Source organism: Candidatus Enterovibrio altilux (genome assembly GCF_002381345.1).
GTDB lineage: Bacteria > Pseudomonadota > Gammaproteobacteria > Enterobacterales > Vibrionaceae > Enterovibrio > Enterovibrio altilux.
Window position 1 is genome coordinate 944,399 of the sequence record NZ_CP020660.1, and the last position, 25,588, is coordinate 969,986.

The following is a 25,588-nucleotide window of genomic DNA, read 5'->3' on the forward strand; positions in this document are numbered from 1 at the left end:
TTTATTATTGCGTATATTTCACTAATTTAAACATTGCAATCTCTTAGATTCAATGTTTCTTCGAATAGTTTTGTGACTCTAAATATTGCTATTTTTGATAAAAAACGTTTATGGTAGTCATACTTTATTTTCAAATGTTTATTTGAATCATATAATTGTTGATTACTAATCGTTACATTACTCGGATAATCTCGTTCCCAGAAAGCTTCGTTATTTCTTGGTTATATAAGTGGAACCACTCGTTTAATACAAACGATTCATAATACGGCTTTGTGTCGTAAGTACTGTCGACGAATATTCTATTGATTATGTAGGGGGGGTCTCTTTGAATAAGTGAGGCAGTATTTCACAATCAGTCACATTCGATGAACTTAATTCAACAACAATAATTGCATACAGATCTAGATTTATATCTACCTCTAAATTTAACGTTTTCAGTCCATGTCATTTTTTTGTTGCCCATTCGCCTACGTCATAGCATTAGTTGTTAAGTGTCGGACGAATTCCTTTTATTTCGTTTTAAACGCAATATTAACCGTTTAGGCTCACATGCTAATGCATGAATAGTAAAGACATCACGCTGACAGCTACAAAAATTTAAAAAAACAGAATTAATGAACCCTTGCAGACCTCTCAACAACATTGAAGATACTAGTTTGACCATGAAAGTCGTTGTAATAGCTTAGTCATTAAATAAACGAAGATCTTCCACGTTTAATCAAAGTTTGATCATACTGTTTCTAAGTGGTGATTTTGTAGCGAAGCTTGTCGATATACTTAAATGTTTATGTAACCTAACTGTTTAGAGCGTAGATTAATCATTCAGTTCCCTTATTCAGGAAGCAAAGCCGTACTATACACCTGTACTGTACTTTTAGCTCCGCAGCACATAAAAAAGCATAGCACGGACGGGAAACATCGGGTCAAGTATCAGTTACATTTAACGATAGGTATAAATCCACATACAACTGTTACTGTTGAATTAAGTGAGTCAAATATGATGTACGGTGCAGTACTACCTAATTCACGCAGACAAATCAGTTGAAAAATTAATGAAATATCAAGTGATAGTGCTTGCCACACAAGACTGTATTATGAATACTGTTCGTATTAAGCGAGTATTTCTATTCATCCCACGGAGAAAATAAGCTGATTTATGGAAACGACATCATACGTGCAATTTAGCAGTCCGCTACCAAAAATTATACAGTTCAAATTAGCAAGGGGAAACATAGCATAGTCATCATAAACAGTCCCTATTAAAAACGGCAAGGATTCGAGTCAAAAAACTGCTTAGAGGAATATTAAACCTAAAAAATAATGATGTCCAGATGGGAGAAACTTGCAAAATGATAAAAGCATTAAATAAGCTGATAAGTATTAATTTTTCATTATATTCGAATCAGCTATCTGAACTTGAATTAGGAAATAAAATTACTATATTATATGATTTTCAATCATCTATTATAAATATATCACATTAAGTAATCTTAGACCTAATCTATTATAAATTCAGTTTGATGCGTCATTTTATTATGTGCGCATTGCTTAATGAAAAATTTTATGGAGTCTTCGACATGTATAACTATTTCAATACGTTGAACTTGCGTGAGCAACTTGCTCAACTAGGTGTTTGCCGTTTTATGGATAAAGCGGAATTTACCAACAAAACAAATCACTTAAAAGGTAAAAAAGTGGTTATTATTGGTTGTGGAATGCAAGGTTTAAACCAAGGTTTGAATATGCGTGACTCAGGGCTAGATGTGTGTTACGCGTTACGCCAGACTGCAATTGACGAGCAGCGTCAGTCTTACAAAAATACTCAAAAAAATGGTTTTAACGCAGATAATTACGCAAATTTAATTCCTCAAGCTGATCTCGTTATTAATCTTACACCAGACAAACAACATACTAGCGTTGTTAGCACTATCATGCCTTTGATGAAAAAAGGTGCTGCACTAGGGTATTCACATGGGTTTAACATCGTTGAAGAAGGCATGGAGATTCGTAAAGACATCACTGTTGTGATGGTTGCACCTAAATGTCCTGGTACTGAAGTACGTGCAGAATATAAACGTGGTTTTGGTGTGCCTACATTGATGGCGGTTCACCCAGAAAATGATCCTCAAGGTGAAGGTCATAAAATTGCGAAAGCTTGGGTTGTTGCAACGGGTGGGCACCGTGCTGGCGTACTTGAATCTTCATTTGTAGCAGAAGTTAAATCGGATCTAATGGGTGAACAAACCGTTCTGTGTGGCATGCTACAAGCTAGTTCTATCGTGTGCTATGAAAAAATGGTTGCTAATGGTATTGAGCCTGATTATGCAGGTAAATTACTCCAATTTGGTTGGAAAACCATCACCGAAGCACTTAAATATGGTGGCATTACGCATATGATGGATCGTCTTTCTAATCTAGCGAAGATTACTGCGTTCAAATTATCAGAAGATTTGAAAGATCTAATGCGACCACTGTATAATAAACATATGGACAACATCATTTCTGGTCATTTTTCATCAATCATGATGGCTGATTGGGTAAATAATGATGTTGAACTATTAGGTTGGCGTGAAGAAATGGCAGGTACGGCATTTGAGCAATACCCTGAGTCTGATGTAAAAATTACTGAGCAAGAATACTTTGATAACGGTATCTTGATGGTAGCAATGATTCGTGCGAGTATTGAGCTAGCGTTCGAAACAATGACAGCATCAGGCATTATTGCAGAATCTGTATACTACGAAGCACTACATGAATTACCGTTTCTTGCGAACACTATTTCGCGTAAGCGTTTATATGAAATGAATAGAGTTATTTCTGATACTGCAGAGTATGGTAGCTATGTATTTACAAATGTTGCGAAGGTATTGTTGAGGGAGAAATTCATGCCAGATATTGACACTGATGTTATAGGCAAAGGTTTAGGTAACGCAGGTAATGATGCTGATAACGCAACATTAATTGCGGTGAATAAAACACTTAGAAGCCATCCACTTGAATTGATTGGTCACAAACTTCGTAATTACATGGCTGGCATGAAACCTATTATTGGAAACGAGTAATCTCCTAATACTTCAGTGAAATACACATAATTTTACTTTATCAAACAATCCCATTGCAGTTGAATATTTTAGTCAAAAAATCTATCAGTGTTATGGTCCTTGATATGTGCTTCAAGCTTTTGAATCAACTCAAGAGTCCGCTGGAAACTGTATTCAAGATACGTTATTATCTTCAATAAAGTAAAAAAATTTCCAATCGTCTTCAAGCCTATTGTTTAATAATTTTTTTCTAAGCACTCTGGTGATATTGACACTCTTGATTGCTCCAGCATCTCGGTAACCATAACTAGTGAATATATTTCATCATCTTATAGGGGTATGATTTCATAAATCAGAGAAAAAATTAACAATCTACGCTCTAAACAACGAGGCTTACTTAAATATTCACATCTATGAACCATCTTCGCTACAAAAAAATCACTGAAAACAGTATAATCAAACTTTAATTGATTATGGCTTACTAACATTCTGGATGGCTTTATTTCCTAATTCCAGTTTAAACAACTAATCCTAATATAATTAACAATTAAGCAATCGCTTTTATTTTAGGCATACCAATTCTATCAGCTTATTTAACGCTCTTATTATGACGTAACTTTCGCTAATTTAATTATTATGATCTCTTAAGCTCAATGTTCCTCTAAAAAATTGTTTGACTTGTAACATTTTTTGGTATCCTAAAAGTACTATCAACTAATATTTCATTAATTGTTCGATCAATCTGTTTGAGAAAGTTAGGTAGGACTTTACCGTCAGCCATATTTGATGCACTTAACTCAGCAGCAACTATTTCATGCGTATTTATATCTACCACTAAATGTAACGTAAGCCATGCTCGAAGTTTTGCATCAGTTGCATGTTTTTTACTTTCAATTGCCTTCACCGTAGACTTTAAGCCCCCATAACATCAATGGCTAAATGTTGAATGGTCCCTTTAGTTTCAGTTTTAAACACGACATTAATCACTTTGGTTAGCTTACTAATACATGAGTAATGAAGGCATAATAATGACAAATGCACAAATAAAATTAATGAATTTTTGCCGACCTTTCTAGTAGAATTGAAAATATTTGTTTAACAATAAGAACCGTTATAATTATTAAATCACTAAATAAACATAGGCTCTCACGACTACCCGACTTTATTTGATTCCATAGCTGAATAACTGTTTCATCAATCCAGAATGTTAGTGAACTTAGCTGTTAAGAACATAAATTAATAATTAAGTTCCATGATTTAAAGAATAAAATAAGTTACAGGATTAACTTTCCAACTATGAAGCCCAGAGCAACAGATGTTGAAATAGTCACCACACCGGGTACAATAAATGGATGATTGAATACAAAGTTACCAATTCGAGTTGAACCTGTGTCATCCATTTCTATTGCTGCCAGTAGCGTTGGGTAAGTTGGCAGAACAAATAACGCACTCACGGCTGCAAAAGATGCGATTGCCGTTAACGGAGCCACACCTATTGCTAATGCTACCGGCATCAGAGCTATAGTGGTTGCGCCTTGTGAGTAAAGTAATATAGAGGAAAAAAATAAGATAATAGCCAGCAGCCATGGGTAGTTCGCCAGCAAAGTGCCAGCAACTTCTTTAATGTCTTCTACGTGGCCATTAACGAAAGTTGATCCCAACCATGCCACACCTAAAACACAAATACATGCGGTCATACCTGAGCGAAATGTTGCCGTTGTTGCAATTTTTGATGCATCAATTCCCGTAGTGAACACTATTGCTGTCGCGGCTGCCAGCATAAAAGTCATGATAGCTTCATTGCGACCAAGCATTGGGTTTTCAACTAAACCAATAGAACTTGAAATTACAGCAGCGTAACCAACGACTAATACTATTGCAATAAAAAAAATAAAAGTTGCTTTTTTCGCACTTGGTGCAATTTCTAGCTTGGTGATGCCTTGAATGTAAATCAGGCCTTTTGCTAGTCGCTCTTGGTAAACCGGATCTTCCTTTAGTTCGCAGCCCATAAAATTTGCAACAAACGCACCAGCCATACATGCCATAAAAGTAGTTGGGATACAGATTGCAATAAAAGTGAGATAACCCACACCCATTGGTTCAAGAATGCCGGAGAAGAAGACTACTGCTGCTGAAATTGGTGATGCGGTTATGGCAATTTGAGAAGCAACAACAGCAATAGAAAGTGGACGAGAAGGACGCACCCCTTGTTCTTTTGCTACTTTAGCGATAACAGGTAGTGTTAAAAATGCTGTGTGTCCAGTACCTGCCATGATGACCATCATATAGGTCACAATTGGTGCGTAAAAGGTAATATGTTTTGGATTTTTACGAAGAAAATTTTCAGCTAGTTCAACTAACCAATCCATACCTCCCGCCACCTGCATAGCGGAAATAGCAGTGATCACAGACATAATAATCAAAATAACGTCGATAGGAATATAACTTTGCCTGGTAGGCATACCAAGAAATAACGACAGAACAATAACACCAGCACCACCGGCCAAGCCGATACCAATGCCACCAATACGTGCTCCTAAAAATATGAAAGCAAGCACAACGAATAACTCCACTGCTATCATGGACCGCTCCTATGTCAATGTTAAACGTAAAAATAAATGGAGTCACTTTTTTATATCCGACAACAAGCATCTCATTGTATTCAAGTGTATTGACGTCATACCATGCGTTAATTATCTTATTTTAAAGGATAATGTCTAGTACTTAAAAGTAACTACATTTAATAGCTATCATAAAAAATGGATATTGACAGATGATACCCATTGTAAGTTTATAAATTATAAAACTTGGCTTTATACTGCAGATTCATTAAATTCTTAACAGAAAAATATCATCAAGTTGTTACACGGTAAATAGCCCATGCTCCAAGACAACATCACAGACGCGTTTGCCTGTTGCAGCACAAATTTTACCGACAATGTCACCCTCATGGTGACCGATGAACGGATTCAAATAAGTTACGATACCGATAGAATTATAAACGTAGTTCTCGCACACTTCTTTATTCACTGTGATGTCGCTTACACATTTCTCGCCAAAGTTTACGCAAGCATTTGATAGTATTTCGATAGCTTCAAATAATGCTTGATCAATCACTGGCTCCATTACGTTCAACTGAAGCTGCCCCGCTGCTGCTGCGAATGTCACCGTGGTATCGTTGCCGAATACTTTACAACACACTTAATTTATGACTTCGGGTATTACTGGGTTAATTTTAGCTAGCATTATTGAAGAGTCCGCTTGCATTTCCGGCAAGTGTATTTCGTTCAAACCAGAGCGAGGACCTGAAGACAGCAGCCAAAGATCATTGGAGATCTTCGATAATTTCATAGCTAGATGCTTCAGTGCACTGTGAACCATCACGTATGCACCACAGTCAGAAGTAGCTTCAATTAAATCTTCAGCGGGAGTACAATTAAGACCTGTTATCTCCGCCAAATGTTTAACGGCTAGTTGCTGATAGCCAGTAACAGCGTTCAAATCGGTGCCGATAGCTGTCGCACCTAAATTTACTTCAAGCAAAAGCTCAGCTGTATATTTTAAATTTTTCATTTCTTTTTTTAAAAGAGCGGCGAACGCGAAAAACTCTTGACCTACGGTCATTGGTACTACGTCTTCCAATTGAGTACGGCCCATTTTTAATACCGTTTTGAATTCATTGGACTTACTATTAAATTCGTTTTGTAAATATTGAATAGACTTCATCAATATAAGAATGCTGTTATATACGGCCACACGGAAACCAGTTGGATATGCGCAGTTGGTAGATTGACTTTTATTGACATGGTCATTTGGATTAACTGCATTGTAATCACCTTCCTCTTTCTCCATTAGTTCAAAAGCAAAATTAGTGATAACTTCGTTCGTATTCATGTTGACTGAAGTACCTGCACCATCTTGGTAAATATCAGATGGAAACTGATCCATGCATTTCCCTGTGTCTAAGATCAAATCACATGCTTTAATCATGTATTCGCCCACATCAGCAGGTATCACACTCAATTCTTTATTTGCCCTCGCAGTCGCTTTTTTGGTGAAAACCATGTCGCGAACAAACTCTGATACATCCGAGATCCTTGTACGTAAAATGTTAAAGTTTTCGACAGCACGTTACGTATGAATATCGTAGTATTCACCAGCAGGGACGTGGCGCGCGCCAAGTAGATCTTCTGCGATGCGTGTAGTAAAAAGAGATTCAGTCAAATTATTCTCAACATAAATCGTTTGACACATGAGTTAGCCTAATGAACTTATAACTTATTATTCTTTAGCCATAAACTTTACTGTAGAGTTTATTCATCAGAGATGATTGGCTGAGTAAGTCATTTACTGCATCCATTTTACATGAAGAATTTAACTCGTCTATTGCAGCAAAAACATGCGTGAGATCACCACTCGAAACGAAGTGCATTGAATTGCATTATTATGTCATTTTGATCGTAGTATATTCCTTTTAGAAAGTTTCTCATGTTGGCATGTATTGCTACAGTTAAAAATGGTCATGTATTTTCACAATTGAACTTAGTGTAATAGACTGTATTTTGCGGCGTTATTATTGTGACTATCACTAATATTAAATGCTGTTTTGTCGACCAATAAGTATAGTTAAAATGTACAGGATCAGTAAAGGTAAGCACCAATACTACCATTGTATGCAATGTTGTCGAACTTTCCAGCTGAGATATGCTCATGAAGTTTATTAACTGGAAGGATTTATTTCCTAATTTACGCTTAGATAGCAAATTTCAATATGATTAACTCTTAAACAACGCTTGTATTTTAGGCATACCTAGTCCGGTCAGCTTATTTAATACTTTTGCTATGGAGTAAGTTTCACTAATTTGAACATTGCAATCTCTTAAGCTCAATATTCCTCCTGAGAGGTTTTTAACTCTAAACATTGCAGTCTCTAATAGGAAAGGTTCGTTTAATATGAATGGTTTCATAACACTGTCTGATGTCGTAGGCACCATTGACTAACATTTCATTAATTTTTCGGCAGACTCGCTGTTTTCCATTAGTACCATGCTATTTTACTTACCATTCTCCTGCACCATAGACTTTGAGCCTCGTACAATCCATGGCTCAGCACTGAATGCTTCCTTTATTTTTAATCTTGAACGGTGACGTTAACCATTTTAACTCGTTTCTAATGCATAAAGTGTGAGAGTATAATCATAGCAGTTAAGTAAATTTAAAAACAAAATCAATGAATCCTTGCAGACCTCTCAATGGCATTAAAAATATGCGTTTAACCATGAGGACATCGTAATGGCTAAGCCGCTCAATAAATGAGGTTTCCTATGATTATCCTGCTTAGTGTGATTCCATAGTCGAATAGCTTTCGCATCAATCCAAAATGTTAGTTAGTCACGATTGATTACAGTTTGATTACACTACTTTCAGTTAGTTGTTTTGTAGCAAAGATTATTCATAGACCTGAATATTAAAGGAAGCCTAACTGTTTAGAGTGTCGATTAAAAATTTAGTTCTCTTATTTAGGGAATAAAGGCAGTTATCATAACCATTTCCTAGTAAAGGCGGCAATGGTTTGAGTCAAAAAATAACTTGTAAGAACATTAAGCCTAAGGAATCACCCAACTCGGCTTAGTGAAACCTACACCATAATAAAAGCACTAAACAAGCTGACTGAGCTAAAGTAGGTCTAACACAAAATAATTATTTAATCATAATTATATCAGGTTTTGCTATCTCCACTAAAATTAGGAACACAGCTTCCAGAATAATGACTAGCTTCAAATGTTCTCACTTGTATCTTAAAGTTGGTTGAGTATATTGAGAGTGATAGTGCAAACAAGAAAGAGTAAACTATTCTTATCAAACAAGGTTATTCAGGTAAAAATTATGTCTAAACTTTTAATTACAGCTAATGCACGCAATCATTTTATTAAGTTACTGGCTCAGCAACCGGAAGGTACTAATATCCGCGTATTCGTGGTGAATCCAGGTACGCAAAATGCAGAATGTGGCGTGTCTTACTGCCCACACGATACAATAGAAGAAAGCGACACTGAACTGTTTTTTAACGGTTTCCTTGCGTACATTGACGAACTAAGTATTCCATTTTTAGAAGATGCAGAAATTGATTTTGTTACAGATAAAATGGGTTCACAGTTAAGCCTCAAAGCACCAAATGCAAAAATACGTACAGTATCCGATAATGCATCATTGATGGAACGCGTTGAATACATGATCCAAACACAAATTAACCCTCACCTTGCTAGCCATGGCGGGAATATTAACCTACTCGAGATCTCTGAAGAAGGGATCGCTGTAATCCAATTTGGTGGTGGCTGTAACGGTTGTTCAATGGTTGATGTGACCCTAAAGAATGGCATTGAAAAACAACTACTCGAAGAGTTCAACGGTGAATTGACGGCCGTTCACGACTTGACTGAACATGCTGCAGGTAAACACTCATACTATTAATAGTAAAGCAATCGCTACTAAGAGAAACCTTTTGATTAAATATTGTATAGCACCCAATTAAAAGCGTATTAAAAATTTTTACTATATGAGCAGAATAACATGCTTAATCAACTTAAAAATACAGGCTCTTTGAAACTTTATTGCCTAATTCGAATTCAGATTGCTAATCCAAAAATGATTAACTATTAGACGCTCGCTTTCGTTTTAAGCAGACCTAGTCCTATCAGCTGATTTAACGCTTTTATCACACGTAAATTTCGCTAGCCTGAGCATTACGCTCCCTTAAACTCATTGTTCCTACTAGGAGCTTTTTAATTCAAAATATTACCCTACTCTGATAAGAAGCGTTTATGGTAACTATATCTCGTTTTCCAATACTAATTTGAACCGTATAACTGCTAGTGACTGGCCGCTAAATTAGCGCAATAACAACTTCCCCAAAAGTGGTTCCTTTTCTTGGTGAAATGAGTGAAACCGCTCGTTTAATACGAACTGTTTCGTAACATTGTCTGATTCGTAAGCACTATCGGCTGATTTTTCATTGATTTTTCAGCGATTTTATTTGAGTAAGTTAGATAACACTTCACCGTCCGTTAAATTTAATGCATGTAACTCAGTAGTAAGGATTTCATGTGCATTCACATTTACAGTTTAATGTAACTTGCACTAGACTCGCTGTTTTTCATCAGTACCATGCTTTTTTACTTGCAATTAGCCTTCACCATAAATTTTTAGCCTCGTAATATGAATGGCTAGTGCTGGATAGTTCCTTTATTTGTCGTCTTGAGCGTGGCGTTAATTATTTTGCTTGTTTGCTAAAGCATATAATCTTTCATAATTACCTTGCTTAGGTTGCTTCCAGTTAATAGTTTTGTAACGAAATTTATTCACAGATCCGAATATTTAAGTGAACCTAGCTGTTTAGAGTCTTCATTGCGCATGTAGTTCTCTGATTTAGAAAGTAAAGCCGGTTACCATAAACGTTCCCTAGCAGAAGCGGCAATGTTTTGAGTCAAAAAACTACTGGGAGAGACATTGATCCTAAGGAAGCACACAACTCAGTTCAACGAAACGATGCCATGATAAAAACATTAAATAAGCTGACAGAACTAGGTCTCCCTGACACGAAAACGATTGTCCAATAGTGAATGTGGGGGGAATTTGTTCTCTGGACTTGAATGAGGTAATAAAGCCCCAGCCAAATTTTAACTCGATAGATCAGCTATGGAATATGATGAATAACTACTTACAAACAACGTTCACTTCAACCATGAACGCTGTTTCAAAGAGACTATTGCATAATTTTTGCTGTAAATTTTTCCAAACTTGCAGGTCTTGGAACTTTCAAAATCAATGCTAAGTTTCAGGTGCTCACGCCTGCATCTTTAAGTTAGTTGAGTATCGCTGCGGTTTGCACGCTTACGGTCATGTTCAGTAAGTAATTTTTTACGAATACGAATGCTTTCTGGTGTTACTTCTACCAATTCATCGTCATCAATGAATTCCAACGCTTGCTCAAGAGTATATTTAATAGCAGGCGAAAGCGTTTGAGCTTCATCAGTACCAGACGCACGTACATTGGTCAGCTGCTTACCTTTCAAACAATTTACTGTCAGATCATTAGAACGATTATGGATACCAATAACTTGGCCTTCATATACTTCATCAGCATGTTCAGAGAATAAACGACCACGTTCTTGTAAATTAAACAGTGCGTAAGTCAATGCTTTACCTGTTGCATTAGAAATCAGCACGCCATTTTTACGCTGACCAATAATACCAGATTTCATTGGCCCATAGTGATCAAACGTATGGTAGATCAGGCCAGAACCTGACGTTAACGTTAAGAACTCTGTTTGGAAACCGATCAAGCCACGTGAAGGCATCATGAAGTCCATACGTACACGGCCTTTACCATCAGTCGTCATGTTGGTTAGTTCGCCTTTACGCAAACCAATTCTCTCCATCACACCTCCTTGATTTTCTTCCTCCACATCGATAGTTACAGTTTCAAACGGTTCCATTTTCTGACCGTCTTCTTCTTTGACGATAATTTCAGGGCGAGATACCGCCAGTTCGAAGCCTTCACGCCGCATGTTTTCAATGAGGATAGATAGGTGAAGTTCACCACGACCTGACACACGGAAACGATCTAGATCACCAGTTTTTTCAACGCGTAATGCAACATTGTGAACCAATTCTTTTTGCAAACGCTCAAGGATGTTACGTGACGTTACGTACTTACCTTCTTTACCTGCAAATGGAGAAGTATTTACCTGAAAAGTCATTGTTATGGTTGGTTCATCAACGGACAAAGGAATAAGAGCTTCAACTGCGGTCACATCACATATGGTGTCAGAAATTTTCAACTCACCCAAACCTGTAATTGCAACGATATCACCCGCGTTTGCTTGATTTATATTATGACGCTCAAGGCCAAAGTAACCAAGAATAGTGCCTATTTTACCATTACGAGTTGTTCCATCAGCGCTAATAATAATAACTTGTTGGTTAGGTTTAACTAAACCACGAGTTACACGACCAATACCAATTACACCTACGTATGAACTGTAATCCAACTGAGAAATTTGCATCTGTGTTGAACCATACGCATCAACTACCGGAGCTGTAACGTTGTCAACCACCGCTTGGAACAATGGCTCCATATTGTCACCAATTTCTCCTTCTTTCAGTGTTGCCCAGCCGTTTAGTGCTGATGCATAAATAACTTGAAAATCTAGCTGCTCATCACTAGCTCCTAGATTATCGAATAGATCAAATACCTGATCAATTACCCAATCAGGACGTGCGCCTGAGCGGTCAACTTTATTGATAACAACGATTGGCTTCAGACCATGAGCAAATGCTTTTTTCGTTACAAAACGAGTTTGTGGCATTGGGCCATCAACAGCATCAACGATTAGCAGAACAGAATCAACCATCGACATAATACGCTCAACTTCACCACCAAAATCAGCATGTCCTGGAGTATCTACGATGTTAATGCGATAGTCATTCCAATTAATAGCGGTGTTTTTCGCCAAAATAGTAATACCACGTTCTTTCTCGATGTCGTTCGAGTCCATAACACGCTCTTTGTGCACACCACGGGTTTCCAAGGTGCCAGATTGCTGCAGCAGTTTATCAACCAAGGTAGTTTTTCCGTGGTCAACATGCGCAATAATCGCAATATTTCTCAATTTAGCTATTTGTAACGTACACATGGGTTTTCTTTCACTCACAAAAGATGTGCCGCCAAAGCCCAATAGCTATATTGCTAAAAGAATTCATCGCCACTTGATTAAAAAAACGACCGTAATTTAACAGATTTTTATTCAAAACACTTCAACAATGTGACCTGTAACTAATTTATACTCATTACAGCTTAGCGATGGCACAATTTCACTCCCTTCAAGATAGCCACTTTTTCTATCTTTACACTGATCACGACTGGCTCGGTACTAAATAGCACCATGCTTTAGCTTTACGAGCAAGATCACAGCTTCAGCATCACTCTATTGTTTGCCTCGAACATTGATTGACAACATGACGCAACCGCTGCTGAATGACAGAATTAGATACGCCATTTTTATCACATCAACTTGGTGTGAATACGGACCAATATTATTCAATAATAACCATTATTTTGTGGTTTATTTAACATAAAATTTAATATTACTAAAAATTTTTAATTTGACATACTTTGCATTTATTTAATAGCAGGCAGAATTAATCTTTGTCTGAATGAAGTGTATAGTTTAGCCAATTTATAAAATAATAACACCGGAGATTTAATCACATGTCAGTAGAAAATGTACTTGCCTTAATTCAAGAGCACGAAGTAAAGTTTATTGATCTACGTTTTACCGATACCAAAGGTAAAGAACAGCATATTTCAATCTCAGCACATCAAGTTGACTCTGATTTCTTTGAAGACGGAAAAATGTTTGATGGTTCATCTGTAGCAGGCTGGAAAGGCATTAACGAATCCGATATGGTCATGATGCCTGACACATCGACTGCTATACTGGACCCGTTTACTGAAGTCATTACATTGAATCTTCGTTGTGACATTCTTGAGCCCGCAACTATGCAAGGCTATGATCGTGACCCACGTTCAATAGCGAAACGCGCTGAAGACTATATGCGTTCTACTGGGATTGCAGACACTATACTTGTTGGTCCAGAGCCAGAGTTCTTCCTATTTGATGACGTTAAATTTTCAACAAGTATGTCAGGTTCTTTCTATCAAATTGATGATGTAGAAGCGAGCTGGAATAGCAGTTCTACTTTCGAAGGCGGTAATAAAGGTCACCGTCCTAGTGTTAAAGGTGGGTACTTCCCAGTAGCACCAGTTGACTCATCACAAGACATCCGATCGGCAATGAGTTTAATCATGGAAAAAATGGGGTTAGTTGTTGAAGCTCACCACCATGAAGTAGCAACTGCTGGTCAAAACGAAATTGCAACGCGTTGCAACACCCTAACGTCAAAAGCAGATGAAATACAAATCTACAAGTACGTTGTTCATAATGTAGCGCACGCATTCGGTAAAACAGCAACTTTTATGCCTAAGCCATTAGTTGGCGATAATGGATCTGGTATGCATGTTCATCAATCACTATCAAAAAATAATCAAAACCTCTTTGCTGGCAATAAGTATGGTGGCCTCTCAGAAATAGCCATCTGCTACATTGGGGGGATCATCAAACACGCACGTGCGATTAATGCATTTGCTAATCCGTCAACGAACTCATACAAGCGTCTTGTCCCAGGTTTCGAAGCGCCAGTTATGCTTGCATATTCTGCACGTAACCGCTCTGCTGCTATCCGTATCCCTGTGGTCCCAAATTCTAAAGCATGTCGCATAGAGGCACGATTCCCCGATCCAGCAGCAAACCCATACTTAGCATTTGCATCGTTGCTCATGGCTGGCCTTGATGGTATTAAGAATAAAATTCACCCTGGCGATGCAATGGACAAAGATTTATATGATCTTCCCGCAGAAGAAGCAGCAGAAATTCCAAAAGTTGCTGAATCACTAGAAATGGCATTAAAAGCACTTAACGAAGATCGTGAATTCCTAACTTCAGGCGGCGTATTCTCCGACAATTTCATCACTTCTTATATTGCATTGAAATTGCAGGATGTTAAGAAAATAAACATGACCACACACCCACTAGAATTTGAACTTTACTACTCTGTCTAATCCATTCAATTTCATATCAATTTACAGGGCTCGCTTTACGTACGAGCCCTTTTCTATTGTTATAAATAAGCATGCGTATAAAATATATATTTTATACTTCAAGACGGATCGGTTGCCTCATTCGAGTTCAAATAGTAAATACCAACATAATTCACGGTTAAACAATAGCTTGCGTTTTAGGCATACCTAGTCCTATCAACTGATTTAATGCCTTTACTATGGAGTAGGTTTCTCTATCCTAAACATTGTCATCCCTTAGGCTCAATGTCTCCCCAGGAAAGTTTTTGATTCAAAACATTGTCGTCTCTGATAGTGAACGTTTATACTAACCATATTTTATTTTTTAATACTGATTTAAGCTGTATAACTGCTGGTAACTAACTGCTAAATTACGCAGATAACCTAGATCTAAAAGTTACTTTTTTTCTCCGTGGGATAAGTGAAACCGCTCGTTTAATACGAATGGTGTCGTAAGCACCCTCACCTAATATTTCATTAATTCTTTGAAGAACCTGTTTTACCAAGTTAGACAGCACTTCATCGCTAATCATATTTGATGCACTTAATTCAGCAAAAATGATTTCATACGTATTTATATCTACCGCTAAATATAACTGACGTCAGACTCACCATTTTTCATCAGTGAAATGCTTTTTTTTACTTACCATTTATCTTTACCATAAATTTTTAATTCTGTAAAACCAATGCTTAAGTACGACGTAGTCCATTTATTCTTCGCCTGAAACGTGACGTTAACCGTTTGGGGTCGTCTGTTAATGCATGAATGATGAGGACATAACAACGGCAGTTAAACAAGCTTGAAAACAGAATTAATGAATCCCTACAGACCTCTCAATGGCATTAAAAATACATGTTTAATCATGAGAGCCGTCGTAATGGCTCAATCACTAAATCAATGAGCTCTACCATGATTACTCTATTTAGTTTAATTCCATAGCTACATGGCTTCTTCATCAATCCAAAATGCTAGTGAGCCATTATGGATTCAAGCTTGATGATACTACTTCCAGTTGGTTGCTTTATAGCTAAGCTTCTCTCTAAGTTTGATAATTTAGTGAAGATGGCTGTTTAAGATGTAGATTAATCATTAGGTGCACTGACTTAGGAGACAAAACCGTCCAGGGCTGTCATTGTGCTGTATGTTGACTAGGATCAACATTAGTAATACTAATGTGCTACAGATGTAGTTCATGTTCTTAAAGCCTGATAGTTTAAGAAAGTTAGCATTAATCAATGATGAAGATTAAAAATTAAGTATAAGATTCAAGTATTAAATTGGGATAGCTGCAGATGATGTCAAATTTACCACCTATGCTTTACCGATCGGCTCAAGTAAGGGACGGGGAACGCAAGATCATAGAGGAGCTTGGTGTCAGTATGCACATTTTGATGGAGCGTGCTGGTTTTGTTGCATATCAATTGTTGCGGAAACGTTGGCCTGAAGCAACTTGCATTCTTGTTTGTTGTGGTGGCGGTAATAACGGTGGTGATGGCTATGTTATTGCGAAATTAGCAAAAAAAAATGGCTTGCGTGTTCAACTCTACTCCGTGGTTGATCTATGTTTATTACGTGGCGATGTACTAGCGGCCAAAATGGCATTTGAACAGGCCGGCGGACATGTGGATAGCATGCTTAATATTAATGATCCTCCTGATGTTGTTGTCGATGCGATCTTTGGCACCGGGTTAAATCGTTCAATCAAAGGTAGCTTTGAAAAGACCATTAATGTGGTGAATGCACTGAATGTGCCGTGTTTATCAATCGACGTACCTTCAGGATTATGCGCTGATACAGGAAATGTATTTGGTAATGCTATTGTTGCTGATGTGACTATCTGTTTTGTTGCATTGAAACAGGGACTTTTCACTGGAAAAGCTGCAGATTACACAGGAGATATTATCTTTAATGGATTAGGAATCAATGATGTTTTTACATTTAAAACTTCTGCTTCCGCCACATTACTACAAAGTAGTCAGGCGAAATTTCTTAATCCTATTCAGTCACGTTCTTCTAATAAAGGCGCTATGGGACGATTGCTTTGTATTGGTGGGCAAAAAGGCATGGGTGGTGCCATTTTGTTGTGTGGACAAGCAGCACTGAGAAGTGGTGCAGGATTAGTATCTTTATTAACATCAGAGTCAAATTTGATCGGCATACTCGTACGCCAACCTGAATTAATGACGTGTTTTTGGAAGCGCAGTCAGGGAACTGAAGCACTTGAACGCATGCTCATGTGGGCTGATACCATTGCTCTTGGTCCAGGTTTAGGCCGTTCGTGTTGGGCCCGTCAGTTATTTAATAGTGCTCTAGCTACGAAGCTACCCATGGTATTAGATGCAGATGCGTTGCACTTTTTAGCGAAATATCCACATCGATATGAAAATTGGGTGTTAACACCGCACCCAGGTGAGGCAGCAAAACTCTTGAATGTGTGTGTGCATACGATTGAACAAGATAGATTTACTGCTATCAAAGAGTTACAAAATCGATATGGTGGTGTCGTTGTGCTTAAAGGTGCAGGCACAATTGTTTACGATGGTAATATTTTTACTGTTATTAGAGCTGGTAATCTAGGAATGGCATCTGGAGGAATGGGTGATGTATTAGCTGGCGTGATTGCAGCCCTCATTTTTCAAACAAAACACATTGCACATGCAGCAATTTTTGGTACTTTTCTGCACAGTCATGCAGCAGATATTGTCGTTGAACAGTCTGGTGTTCGTGGCCTAATTGCTAGTGACCTACTTCCTGTGTTGGGAAAAAATATCGAACAAATGTCGAACTGTGAAAAAATAACTCCCAAACAAAAGAGTAGTGAGAAACATGGCTAATATTTTTAACACTAAGCTTTCCAATGAGCAGGCAACTGTAGCTTTCGGCGCCGCAATTGCAGCATCATGCTTCGCGCGCACAACTCTGTACCTTCACGGTGATCTTGGTGCTGGTAAAACCACGTTTTCAAGAGGCTTTATTCAATTTTTCGGTCATTCCGGTCAAGTAAAGAGCCCTACATATACTTTGGTTGAGTCTTATCAATTGTTTGCATGGCAAATTTATCATTTTGATTTGTATAGGCTTGATAATCCTGAAGAACTTGAATTCATAGGAATTAGAGACTACTTTACACCAGATGCATTATGTTTAGTTGAATGGCCGGAAAAAGGCAAGGATTTACTCCCAGAACCAGATCTAAATATTACATTAAAGTACGACGGCAAACAGCGAGCGGTGCAAGTTAAAACCAAGACTCATGCTGGTTATGAGTTGATTGAAAGACTCAAGTGGAATTAGCAATATGCATTGGCTAGGAATGCTGATAGGACTATTGTGTTGGCTGGGCATAACCCCCACTACATGGGCCAATGCGCTTGAAAATATTCGTGTTTGGCCTGCACCTGATGAAACTCGGATAGTTATTGATATGACAAACCAGCCAAAATTTTCCTATTTCACACTTACCAAACCTAATCGTCTTATTATTGATCTTAAAGACACAGCGTCAAAAATTAAATTACCCATGGAGGTTCAAAATAGCGCAATATTGAATCGCGTCCGCAAGAGTAATCCTCCCATTCAAAGTACATTACGTTTAGTCTTTGAATTAAAAGAGCAAATCCAACCTCGTGCCTTTATGTTAAAACCTGCTGGAGCATATGGATATAGGCTTGTGTTTGATTTACCAAATAAATTACTTGAAAATATTATAAAGCGAAATAAACCTAAAATAATCAAAGCACAAATTGCACTGCCATTTGGTACTGACGATATACTTATTGCTATTGATCCTGGCCACGGTGGTAATGATCCAGGCGCAGTGGGACCTCGTCATACATACGAAAAATACGTGACTTTATCCATTTCGCGTCTCTTGGCGAATAAGATTAATGCGGTTCCTGGTATGAAAGCGGTAATGACGAGAAATGGTGATTACTTCCTTGATTTACATAAACGTTCTGAAATTGCACGAAAGCATGGAGCACATCTGCTTATTTCTGTACATGCAGACGGTTTCCACAAACCTCAGCCTCGAGGTGCATCAGTATGGGTGTTGTCTCGTCGTCGCGCAAACAGTGAAATTGGTCGCTGGCTTGAAAAGCACGAAGAACAATCAAACTTATTAGGCGGCGGCGCATTGTTAGATAACACTTCCGATGAGTATTTAAGTCGAGCAGTACTGAATCTACAATTCAGTAACTCGCAAAAAGTAGGGCATGATGTAGCCGTTCAGATATTGAAGGAAATGGGGCATGTAACCAAGCTTCATAAGTCAAGTCCTGGGCATGCAAGTCTCGCGGTATTGAAATCACCAGATATTCCTTCCTTACTGGTGGAGGCAGGTTTTATCACTAACCCACAAGAAGAAACGCTATTAATGCATTTAAATCACCAACAAAAAATTGCAAATGCAGTCTTTAACGGTGTGTTGACGTATTTCGAGGATTTTCCACCTGTCGGCACTTTGATGGCAGTCAGTAAAAACTGGATTAAACACAAAGTTGCGTCTGGGCAGTCATTGTTCGTGATTGCAAAAAAATATAATAGTTCGATATCAATAATTAAGACGGCAAATGGACTAAAATCTAATTTACTTAACCTCGGTCAAATATTGATGGTGCCTGACATCAATGTGCGTACACCGGCATCAACGTTATCATCCGAAACATTCTCAAAAAAGAAACCCAAATTTATTTTTTCTGCTCCATCGAAAATGTTGATGCTTGTGCATAAAGTGACGAGAGGAGAATACCTTGGTAAGATAGCCGCCAATTATTGTGTGACTGTATCCAGTATTAGAAGTGTCAACAGACTCCGAACAGATGAGCTCACTATTGGGCAAAAATTACAAATTGTTAGAAGACGACACAAAGGTACAAATCACCAAGTGAAACGTGGCGAATATTTAGGTAAAATTGCTAGTAATTATGGCGTGACAGTTAAGAGCATCCGTAAAATAAATAGCTTGTGTTCAGATAAATTGGTAATTGGTCAAAAATTAATAATTCCTGAGAGTTAAGCCATGGCAATCCAGATACTACCAATACGGCTAGCAAACCAGATTGCTGCAGGTGAGATGGTTGAACGACCAGTTTCTGTCGTCAAAGAATTGGTCGAAAACAGTATAGACGCTGGTGCAACGCGCATTGATGTTGATATTGAAAATGGTGGCAGCAAACTAATTCGCATTCGCGATAATGGTTGCGGCATAAAACAAGATGAACTTGAACTGGCACTTAGTCGTCATGCAACCTCTAAGATCACTTGTCTTGATGATCTAGAAGCAATCATAAGCCTTGGTTTTCGTGGCGAAGCACTAGCCAGTATCAGCTCAGTGTCTCGTTTAACGTTAATTTCTCGTACCGAAGAACAAACTACAGCTTGGTCTGTGTATGCAGAGGGGCGTGACATGTCAGTCCGACTTAAACCTGCAGCACACCCCGTTGGTTCAACGGTTGAAGTAGTTGATTTATTTTTCAATACGCCAGCCCGGCGTCAATTTCTTCGTGCCAATAAAACTGAATTTGGCCATATTAATCAACTACTTAAACGTATTTCATTAAGTCACTTTGATGTGGCAATTACATTACGCCATAATGGTACGGTGATCAGGCGATACTGTGCGGCATTGAATAATACTCAACGTGAGCGTCGGTTGGCGGCAGTATGTGGAACTCAATTTATTAAAACAGCTGCGCAAGTTAGTCTGGAGCATAATGGTTTATCTTTGCATGGTTGGATTTGCACGCCAGAAGGTGCGAGAGCACAAAACGACATACAGCATTGCTTTGTTAACCAGCGTATGATGAAAGACAAACTCATTAATCATGCAATTCGTCAAAGTTATGAAACAATATTAAAGTCCAATCAATGTGCTGCGTATGTGTTGTATATTAATATTGATCCGCATCAGATAGATGTGAATGTGCATCCGGCTAAGCATGAAATACGTTTCCATCAAGCACGTTTAGTGCATGACTTTATCTACCAAGCAGTGTCTGATGCTTTGCAACAAGTAATGGCATCGTATACGCCGCTATCTAATATAGTAGATTCTACGAAAATAAATAACACATGTCAGAGCCATGAATTTGCATTTATTGAATATAATTCAAATGTTGCAGTAATAGAAGAAGTCGTATCCGCACCTTTATGCGCCTCAAATATTGCCATTTCATCGGGTATGTCATCCAATATCAATGAAAGCTCTGAAATGTCCGATTTAGGACAAGCAGATCGTACTGAATGGTATTCACAACCAGGTGCAACAATGAGCAGCAGTTATAAGCGCCAATTCAATGCTTTTTCAGTCAGCAGTGGTGGACGATTTCCCATGCTTAAAAAACAGTCTACTTTTTCAGAGTCTACACAACACATCAATAAAAATTTCACAAAAATACCTCATGCGCCGATGGCGAATGAAAGTACTGCAGTACCAGCCAAAACTTCATTTAAAACTGTACCTGTTGGTTACGCGGACAATGAACTAGGTAAAGCATTAGCTATTGTTAACTCTTGTTATTTGTTACTTCAGCGCGCTGAAGAGATTGTCTTACTGGATTTAAATGCTGCAACATATTTGCATGCTTTTGGACAAATGCGTATTGGTATAAACTCACCAGGTCTAAAAGCACAACCTTTATTAATTCCACAGGTAATACCCACAACACCTCAAGAGTTTACTTTGTTGTCGGAATATAACCCTTTATTACAACAATTTGGCATTGTTTTGCGTCAAAAATCAGAAAGCCAATTGATGGTGATGGCTATGTGTCAGGCACTGTGCACACATAATCTCCAGACGCTTATTCCAGAATTATTGGGCTTCTTATTGCAGCAACTAAACCACCAAACTCCGTTTTTTACCTATAATTTAGCTACATGGTTGGCGGAGAAAGTGACACAAAGCAGTGATGACTATGGATTGCCGCAAGCTGTTACATTGATCACCGAACTGGAACATTACTGGCAAGGAGAGCTGGCAGAGCATTATCCAAAGTTGTTACGTCCGGTAGATATAGCAACCGCAATAGCAGCCTTCCAGCATGAGTAATGCGCTGCCTAAAGCAATATTTTTAATGGGCCCAACTGCATCGGGTAAAACTGATTTAGCAATTGCTTTGAGACAGCAATGTCCAGTAGACATCATTAGTGTGGACAGTGCGCTTATCTACCGTGATATGAATATTGGTACGGCGAAACCAACAACAAAAGAATTAGCTTTAGCACCACACCGTCTAATTGATATTCGGGATCCTTCCGAGGTTTACTCTGTCGATGATTTTCGTAAAGACGGCGTACGGGAAATGGCAGAGATTGTTGCTAGAGGAAGAGTTCCACTTTTAGTTGGTGGTACAATGTTTTACTTCAACGCATTATTGAAAGGCCTGTCACCTTTACCAGCAGCAGATCCTGTAATCCGAGCTGAAATAGCGCAGGAAGCTCAAACGAATGGATGGCACACATTACATTATGAGCTTTGTCGTCTCGACCCTGCATCAGGAATCAGAATCCACCCTAATGATTTTCAAAGATTATCGAGAGCGCTGGAAGTGTTTCGTATTTCGGGTAAGACTATCACTGAATTAACTCAAATCCAAAGTGACCCATTGCCATACGAGGTTCACCAGTTTGCTATAATCCCTAGAGAGAGGAGAAAACAGCATCGGCAGATTAAGCTTCGTTTTCAAAAAATGATAGACGCCGGTTTTGAAGATGAAGTGCGTGCACTTTTTGAACGAGGCAATCTGCACTCAGATATGCCATCAATGCGATGCATAGGTTATCGTCAGATGTGGGACTATCTATTAGGTAGAAGTTCATTGGGTGATGTCGTTTATCGTGGAGTGTATGCTACTCAGCAGTTGGCCAAACGCCAAATTACTTGGTTGAAGGGCTGGGATCAATTGACATGGCTTGAGAGTGATAAAGCTCTGCTATCGTTACAAACAGTCACAAAGTGTTTGGGCTAATCACTGATGGACCAAGCTATACTTGAATTATTGTAGGCAATGTTATTGATCTTGTTTTGCAATATACAACTACGAACTACTAAAGGAAATTAAACATGGCTAAGGGGCAATCGCTACAAGATCCATTTCTGAATGCACTACGGCGTGAACGCGTACCTGTCTCAATATATCTTGTTAACGGTATCAAACTTCAAGGCCAGATTGAGTCATTTGACCAATTCGTGATACTGCTCAAAAATGTCGTGAATCAAATGATTTATAAACACGCTATATCTACAGTCGTACCAGCTCGCTCGGTAAATCATTACGATACGACTAACGAACGTTATCAGAACGACCGTACACAAAATAAAATTGAGGAATAACCAGCCTTTAGTGAGGAGTTGAGCTCTTGTTTGACTGTTACGAAGCCGGTGAACAGGCTATTTTAGTTCACATCAACTTCACCCAAGAAGATGAATGGGAAGATCTTAGCGAATTTGAAATGTTAGTATTGTCTGCTAGTATGACAAAGCTGCAAACAGTAATAGGCCGCCGTCAGTCTCCGCATGCCAAATACTTCATTGGTGAAGGTAAAGCCCTCGAAATTGCAGATACAGTCCGAATGCTCGATGCTGAAATAGTCATTTTCAATCATTCGCTATCGCCTGCGCAAGAACGAAACTTAGAGCGTTTGGTACAATGTCGCGTATTAAGTCGTACAGATTTGATTTTAGGCATCTTTGCCCAACGAGCCAGAACTCACGAAGGTAAGTTACAAGTTGAACTTGCTCAGCTTCGTCACCTGTCGACACGATTGATTCGTGGCTGGACGCACCTTGAACGTCAAAAAGGCGGGATTGGTTTACGCGGTCCTGGCGAAAGTCAGCTTGAAACGGATCGTCGTTTATTACGTGAGCGTATGAAGGTTATTTCACGTAGACTTCATAAAGTCGTGAAACAACGTGAGCAGGCGCGTCGAGCACGAACCCGTGCTGAGGTACCAACGGTTTCATTGGTAGGTTACACTAATTCAGGTAAATCGACCCTCTTTAACCGTATTACCAAAGCTGGTGTTTATGTTGCAGACCAATTGTTTGCAACATTAGACCCTACGCTACGTGAAATTGAAGTAAAAAATGTTGGGAAAACTATTATGGCGGATACCGTCGGATTTATTCGTCATTTGCCGCATGACTTAGTCGCAGCATTTCAAGCTACACTTCAGGAAATACAAGAAGCAACACTATTGCTGCATGTAATTGATGCAAGTAACGAAAATGTTCGAGGTAATATTAAGGCAGTTAATGTTATTTTAGAGGAAATTCAGGCTAGTGAAGTACCAACTTTGCTCATAATGAACAAAATTGATAGTATAGGGAATACATACCCTCGCATTGAGCGTGATCATGAAGGTATTCCGCGTATTGTTTGGGTGTCAGCACTTGCAAATCTAGGCATAGATCTTCTTTTTGAAGCGCTGACCGAAAGACTAGCGGGGACAATGGCAAGCTATCGCTTACGTGTTCCACCCGCAACCATTGGCAAAATATACAGTGAATTCTGCCAGTTACAATGTATCATATATGAAAAATACGAATCTGATGGAAGTTTACTGGTAGATGTGCGGTTACCTCAGACTCATTGGATGAGGCTAAAAAAACGGGAAGGCAGTAAGTTAGGTGACTTTATCGTCAACGAGCAGACTGTTACAGTATAACCAACTATCATCATATTACATTGATGGAGTGTTCTCATGGCATGGAATGAACCAAGAAATAACGGCGGTCAGGGCAAAGACCCTTGGGGTAATCGCGGTGGTCGTGCTCAAGGACCACCTGATTTAGATGAGGTATTTGATAAATTGAGTCACAAGCTAAACAGCTTATTGGGAGGTAAAGGTCCCTTTTTTAGTAACTATAATGTTATTGGATTGATTCTTCTTATTGGTGTGATAATTTGGGGTGTTACCGGCTTTTATATTATTGGTGAAGCTGAACGCGGTGTTGTATTGCGTTTGGGTGAGTATAATCGTATTGTATCACCCGGTTTAAACTGGAAACCAAATTTTATTGATAAAGTCACAGCCGTCAATGTGGAAGCTATTCGTTCTCTACGGAGCTCTGGTGAAATGCTGACCAAAGACGAGAACGTAGTTAGCGTTGATATGGACGTACAGTATCGCGTTGCTAATCCAAGTGAATATCTGTATTCGGTAACAAATGCGGATGATAGCCTGCGTCAGGCGACTGATTCTGCATTGCGTGCTGTTATTGGTGACGCTGTAATGGATGAAATCCTCACTACGGGTCGCCAACAAATTCGTGAACGCACTCAGGTTGAAATTAACCGCATTATTGATCGTTATCATATGGGTCTGTTGGTTGTCGATGTGAACTTACAGGGTGCACGGGCACCAGAACAAGTCCAAGAAGCATTTGATGACGCAATCAAAGCCCGTGAAGATGAAGAGCGTTTTATCAAAGAAGCAGAAGCATATCAGAATGATGTTTTGCCAAAAGCAACAGGCCGTGCTGAACGTCTAAAAAAAGAGGCTCTAGGTTATCAACAAACAACTGTTAATCGTGCTGAAGGTGATGTTGCTCAATTCGAAAAACTATTGCCGGAGTACCAAGCGGCGCCTGAAATAACACGTAAGCGTCTCTATCTAGAAACGATGGAAAAGGTATTTGGTAACACCAGTAAAGTATTGATTGATTTTAAGGAAGGTAGTAGTAATTTACTTTATTTACCTTTGGATAAATTAATGAATCAAGTGCCTCCTAAACATTCAACGACTGATACTAATGCCTCAGACTACGGCATTCAAATTGAAAACTCCACAATCATACCAGGCACGGCTTCGCCTCGCCAAGAGCCACGGAAGGGGAGATACTAA

General features: G+C 38.7%; 15 protein-coding genes and 4 pseudogenes. 13 read left to right on the plus strand and 6 right to left on the minus strand.

What is annotated here, in order from left to right:
• The first annotated feature begins 1,007 nt into the window (after nucleotides 1–1,007).
• The gene (locus BTN50_RS10070; RefSeq protein ID WP_161492945.1) at nucleotides 1,008–1,148 is read left to right on the plus strand and encodes a hypothetical protein; all 141 of its coding nucleotides are present in this window, start codon (nucleotides 1,008–1,010) and stop codon (nucleotides 1,146–1,148) included.
• A gap of 429 nt (nucleotides 1,149–1,577) precedes the next feature.
• Entirely contained in the window at nucleotides 1,578–3,062 is a 1,485-nt protein-coding gene (gene ilvC, locus BTN50_RS04015; protein WP_096619108.1) for a ketol-acid reductoisomerase, read from the plus strand.
• Between the two features lie 644 nt (nucleotides 3,063–3,706).
• Here ilvC and BTN50_RS12195 read toward each other — a convergent pair.
• From BTN50_RS12195 to BTN50_RS04040, 4 genes and pseudogenes are all read right to left on the minus strand, one after another.
• Nucleotides 3,707–4,255 (minus strand): annotated as a pseudogene (locus BTN50_RS12195) (transposase); the annotation flags it as partial.
• 60 nt (nucleotides 4,256–4,315) lie between these two features.
• Entirely contained in the window at nucleotides 4,316–5,623 is a 1,308-nt protein-coding gene (locus tag BTN50_RS04030; RefSeq protein ID WP_096619110.1) for an anaerobic C4-dicarboxylate transporter, read from the minus strand.
• Between the two features lie 209 nt (nucleotides 5,624–5,832).
• Nucleotides 5,833–7,295: pseudogene (aspA, locus tag BTN50_RS04035) on the minus strand (aspartate ammonia-lyase).
• A gap of 521 nt (nucleotides 7,296–7,816) precedes the next feature.
• Nucleotides 7,817–8,443 (minus strand): annotated as a pseudogene (locus BTN50_RS04040) (transposase).
• A 484-nt stretch (nucleotides 8,444–8,927) separates the two neighbouring features.
• Between BTN50_RS04040 and nfuA the strand changes: the two are divergent.
• Both nfuA and BTN50_RS10075 read left to right on the plus strand, forming a co-directional pair.
• On the plus strand, nucleotides 8,928–9,512 hold the full coding sequence (nfuA, locus tag BTN50_RS04045) for a Fe-S biogenesis protein NfuA (RefSeq protein WP_096619111.1): 585 nt from the start codon (nucleotides 8,928–8,930) through the stop codon (nucleotides 9,510–9,512).
• A gap of 1,007 nt (nucleotides 9,513–10,519) precedes the next feature.
• Nucleotides 10,520–10,657 carry a hypothetical protein gene (locus BTN50_RS10075; protein ID WP_161492946.1) on the plus strand — a complete coding sequence of 46 codons (138 nt, stop codon included), beginning with the start codon at nucleotides 10,520–10,522 and terminating at the stop codon, nucleotides 10,655–10,657.
• 240 nt (nucleotides 10,658–10,897) lie between these two features.
• On the opposite strand, the gene typA is transcribed toward BTN50_RS10075, so the two are convergent.
• On the minus strand, nucleotides 10,898–12,736 hold the full coding sequence (gene typA / locus BTN50_RS04050) for a translational GTPase TypA (protein ID WP_096619112.1): 1,839 nt from the start codon (nucleotides 12,734–12,736) through the stop codon (nucleotides 10,898–10,900).
• Between the two features lie 575 nt (nucleotides 12,737–13,311).
• Here typA and glnA point away from each other — a divergent pair.
• Entirely contained in the window at nucleotides 13,312–14,721 is a 1,410-nt protein-coding gene (gene glnA, locus BTN50_RS04055) for a glutamate--ammonia ligase (RefSeq protein WP_096619113.1), read from the plus strand.
• 157 nt (nucleotides 14,722–14,878) lie between these two features.
• Here the strand turns inward: glnA and BTN50_RS04060 are convergent.
• A pseudogene (locus tag BTN50_RS04060) lies at nucleotides 14,879–15,727 on the minus strand (IS5 family transposase).
• Nucleotides 15,728–16,032: 305 nt separating this feature from the next.
• On the opposite strand from BTN50_RS04060, the gene BTN50_RS04065 reads away from it, so the two are divergent.
• From BTN50_RS04065 to hflK, 8 genes are all read left to right on the plus strand, one after another.
• Complete coding sequence (locus BTN50_RS04065; protein ID WP_096619114.1) at nucleotides 16,033–17,574, plus strand: NAD(P)H-hydrate dehydratase; 1,542 nt, start codon at nucleotides 16,033–16,035, stop codon at nucleotides 17,572–17,574.
• Complete coding sequence (gene tsaE / locus BTN50_RS04070; protein ID WP_096619115.1) at nucleotides 17,567–18,034, plus strand: tRNA (adenosine(37)-N6)-threonylcarbamoyltransferase complex ATPase subunit type 1 TsaE; 468 nt, start codon at nucleotides 17,567–17,569, stop codon at nucleotides 18,032–18,034. Before BTN50_RS04065 ends, tsaE begins: the two co-directional genes overlap by 8 nt.
• A 4-nt stretch (nucleotides 18,035–18,038) precedes the next feature.
• Nucleotides 18,039–19,757, plus strand: a complete 1,719-nt coding sequence (locus BTN50_RS04075) for an N-acetylmuramoyl-L-alanine amidase (RefSeq protein ID WP_096619116.1) — start codon at nucleotides 18,039–18,041, stop codon at nucleotides 19,755–19,757.
• A gap of 57 nt (nucleotides 19,758–19,814) precedes the next feature.
• Nucleotides 19,815–21,791, plus strand: coding sequence for a DNA mismatch repair endonuclease MutL (gene mutL / locus BTN50_RS04080; RefSeq protein ID WP_449240176.1), 1,977 nt, complete (start codon nucleotides 19,815–19,817; stop codon nucleotides 21,789–21,791).
• Nucleotides 21,784–22,710 (plus strand): tRNA (adenosine(37)-N6)-dimethylallyltransferase MiaA, encoded by a 927-nt coding sequence (gene miaA, locus BTN50_RS04085; protein ID WP_096619118.1) that lies wholly within the window; start codon nucleotides 21,784–21,786, stop codon nucleotides 22,708–22,710. The genes mutL and miaA overlap by 8 nt, the downstream gene beginning before the upstream one ends.
• Nucleotides 22,711–22,805: 95 nt before the next feature.
• Nucleotides 22,806–23,075, plus strand: coding sequence for an RNA chaperone Hfq (gene hfq / locus BTN50_RS04090; RefSeq protein WP_096619119.1), 270 nt, complete (start codon nucleotides 22,806–22,808; stop codon nucleotides 23,073–23,075).
• Nucleotides 23,076–23,101: 26 nt separating this feature from the next.
• Nucleotides 23,102–24,409 (plus strand): ribosome rescue GTPase HflX, encoded by a 1,308-nt coding sequence (gene hflX / locus BTN50_RS04095; RefSeq protein WP_096619120.1) that lies wholly within the window; start codon nucleotides 23,102–23,104, stop codon nucleotides 24,407–24,409.
• Between the two features lie 36 nt (nucleotides 24,410–24,445).
• Nucleotides 24,446–25,588 (plus strand): FtsH protease activity modulator HflK, encoded by a 1,143-nt coding sequence (gene hflK, locus BTN50_RS04100; protein WP_096619121.1) that lies wholly within the window; start codon nucleotides 24,446–24,448, stop codon nucleotides 25,586–25,588.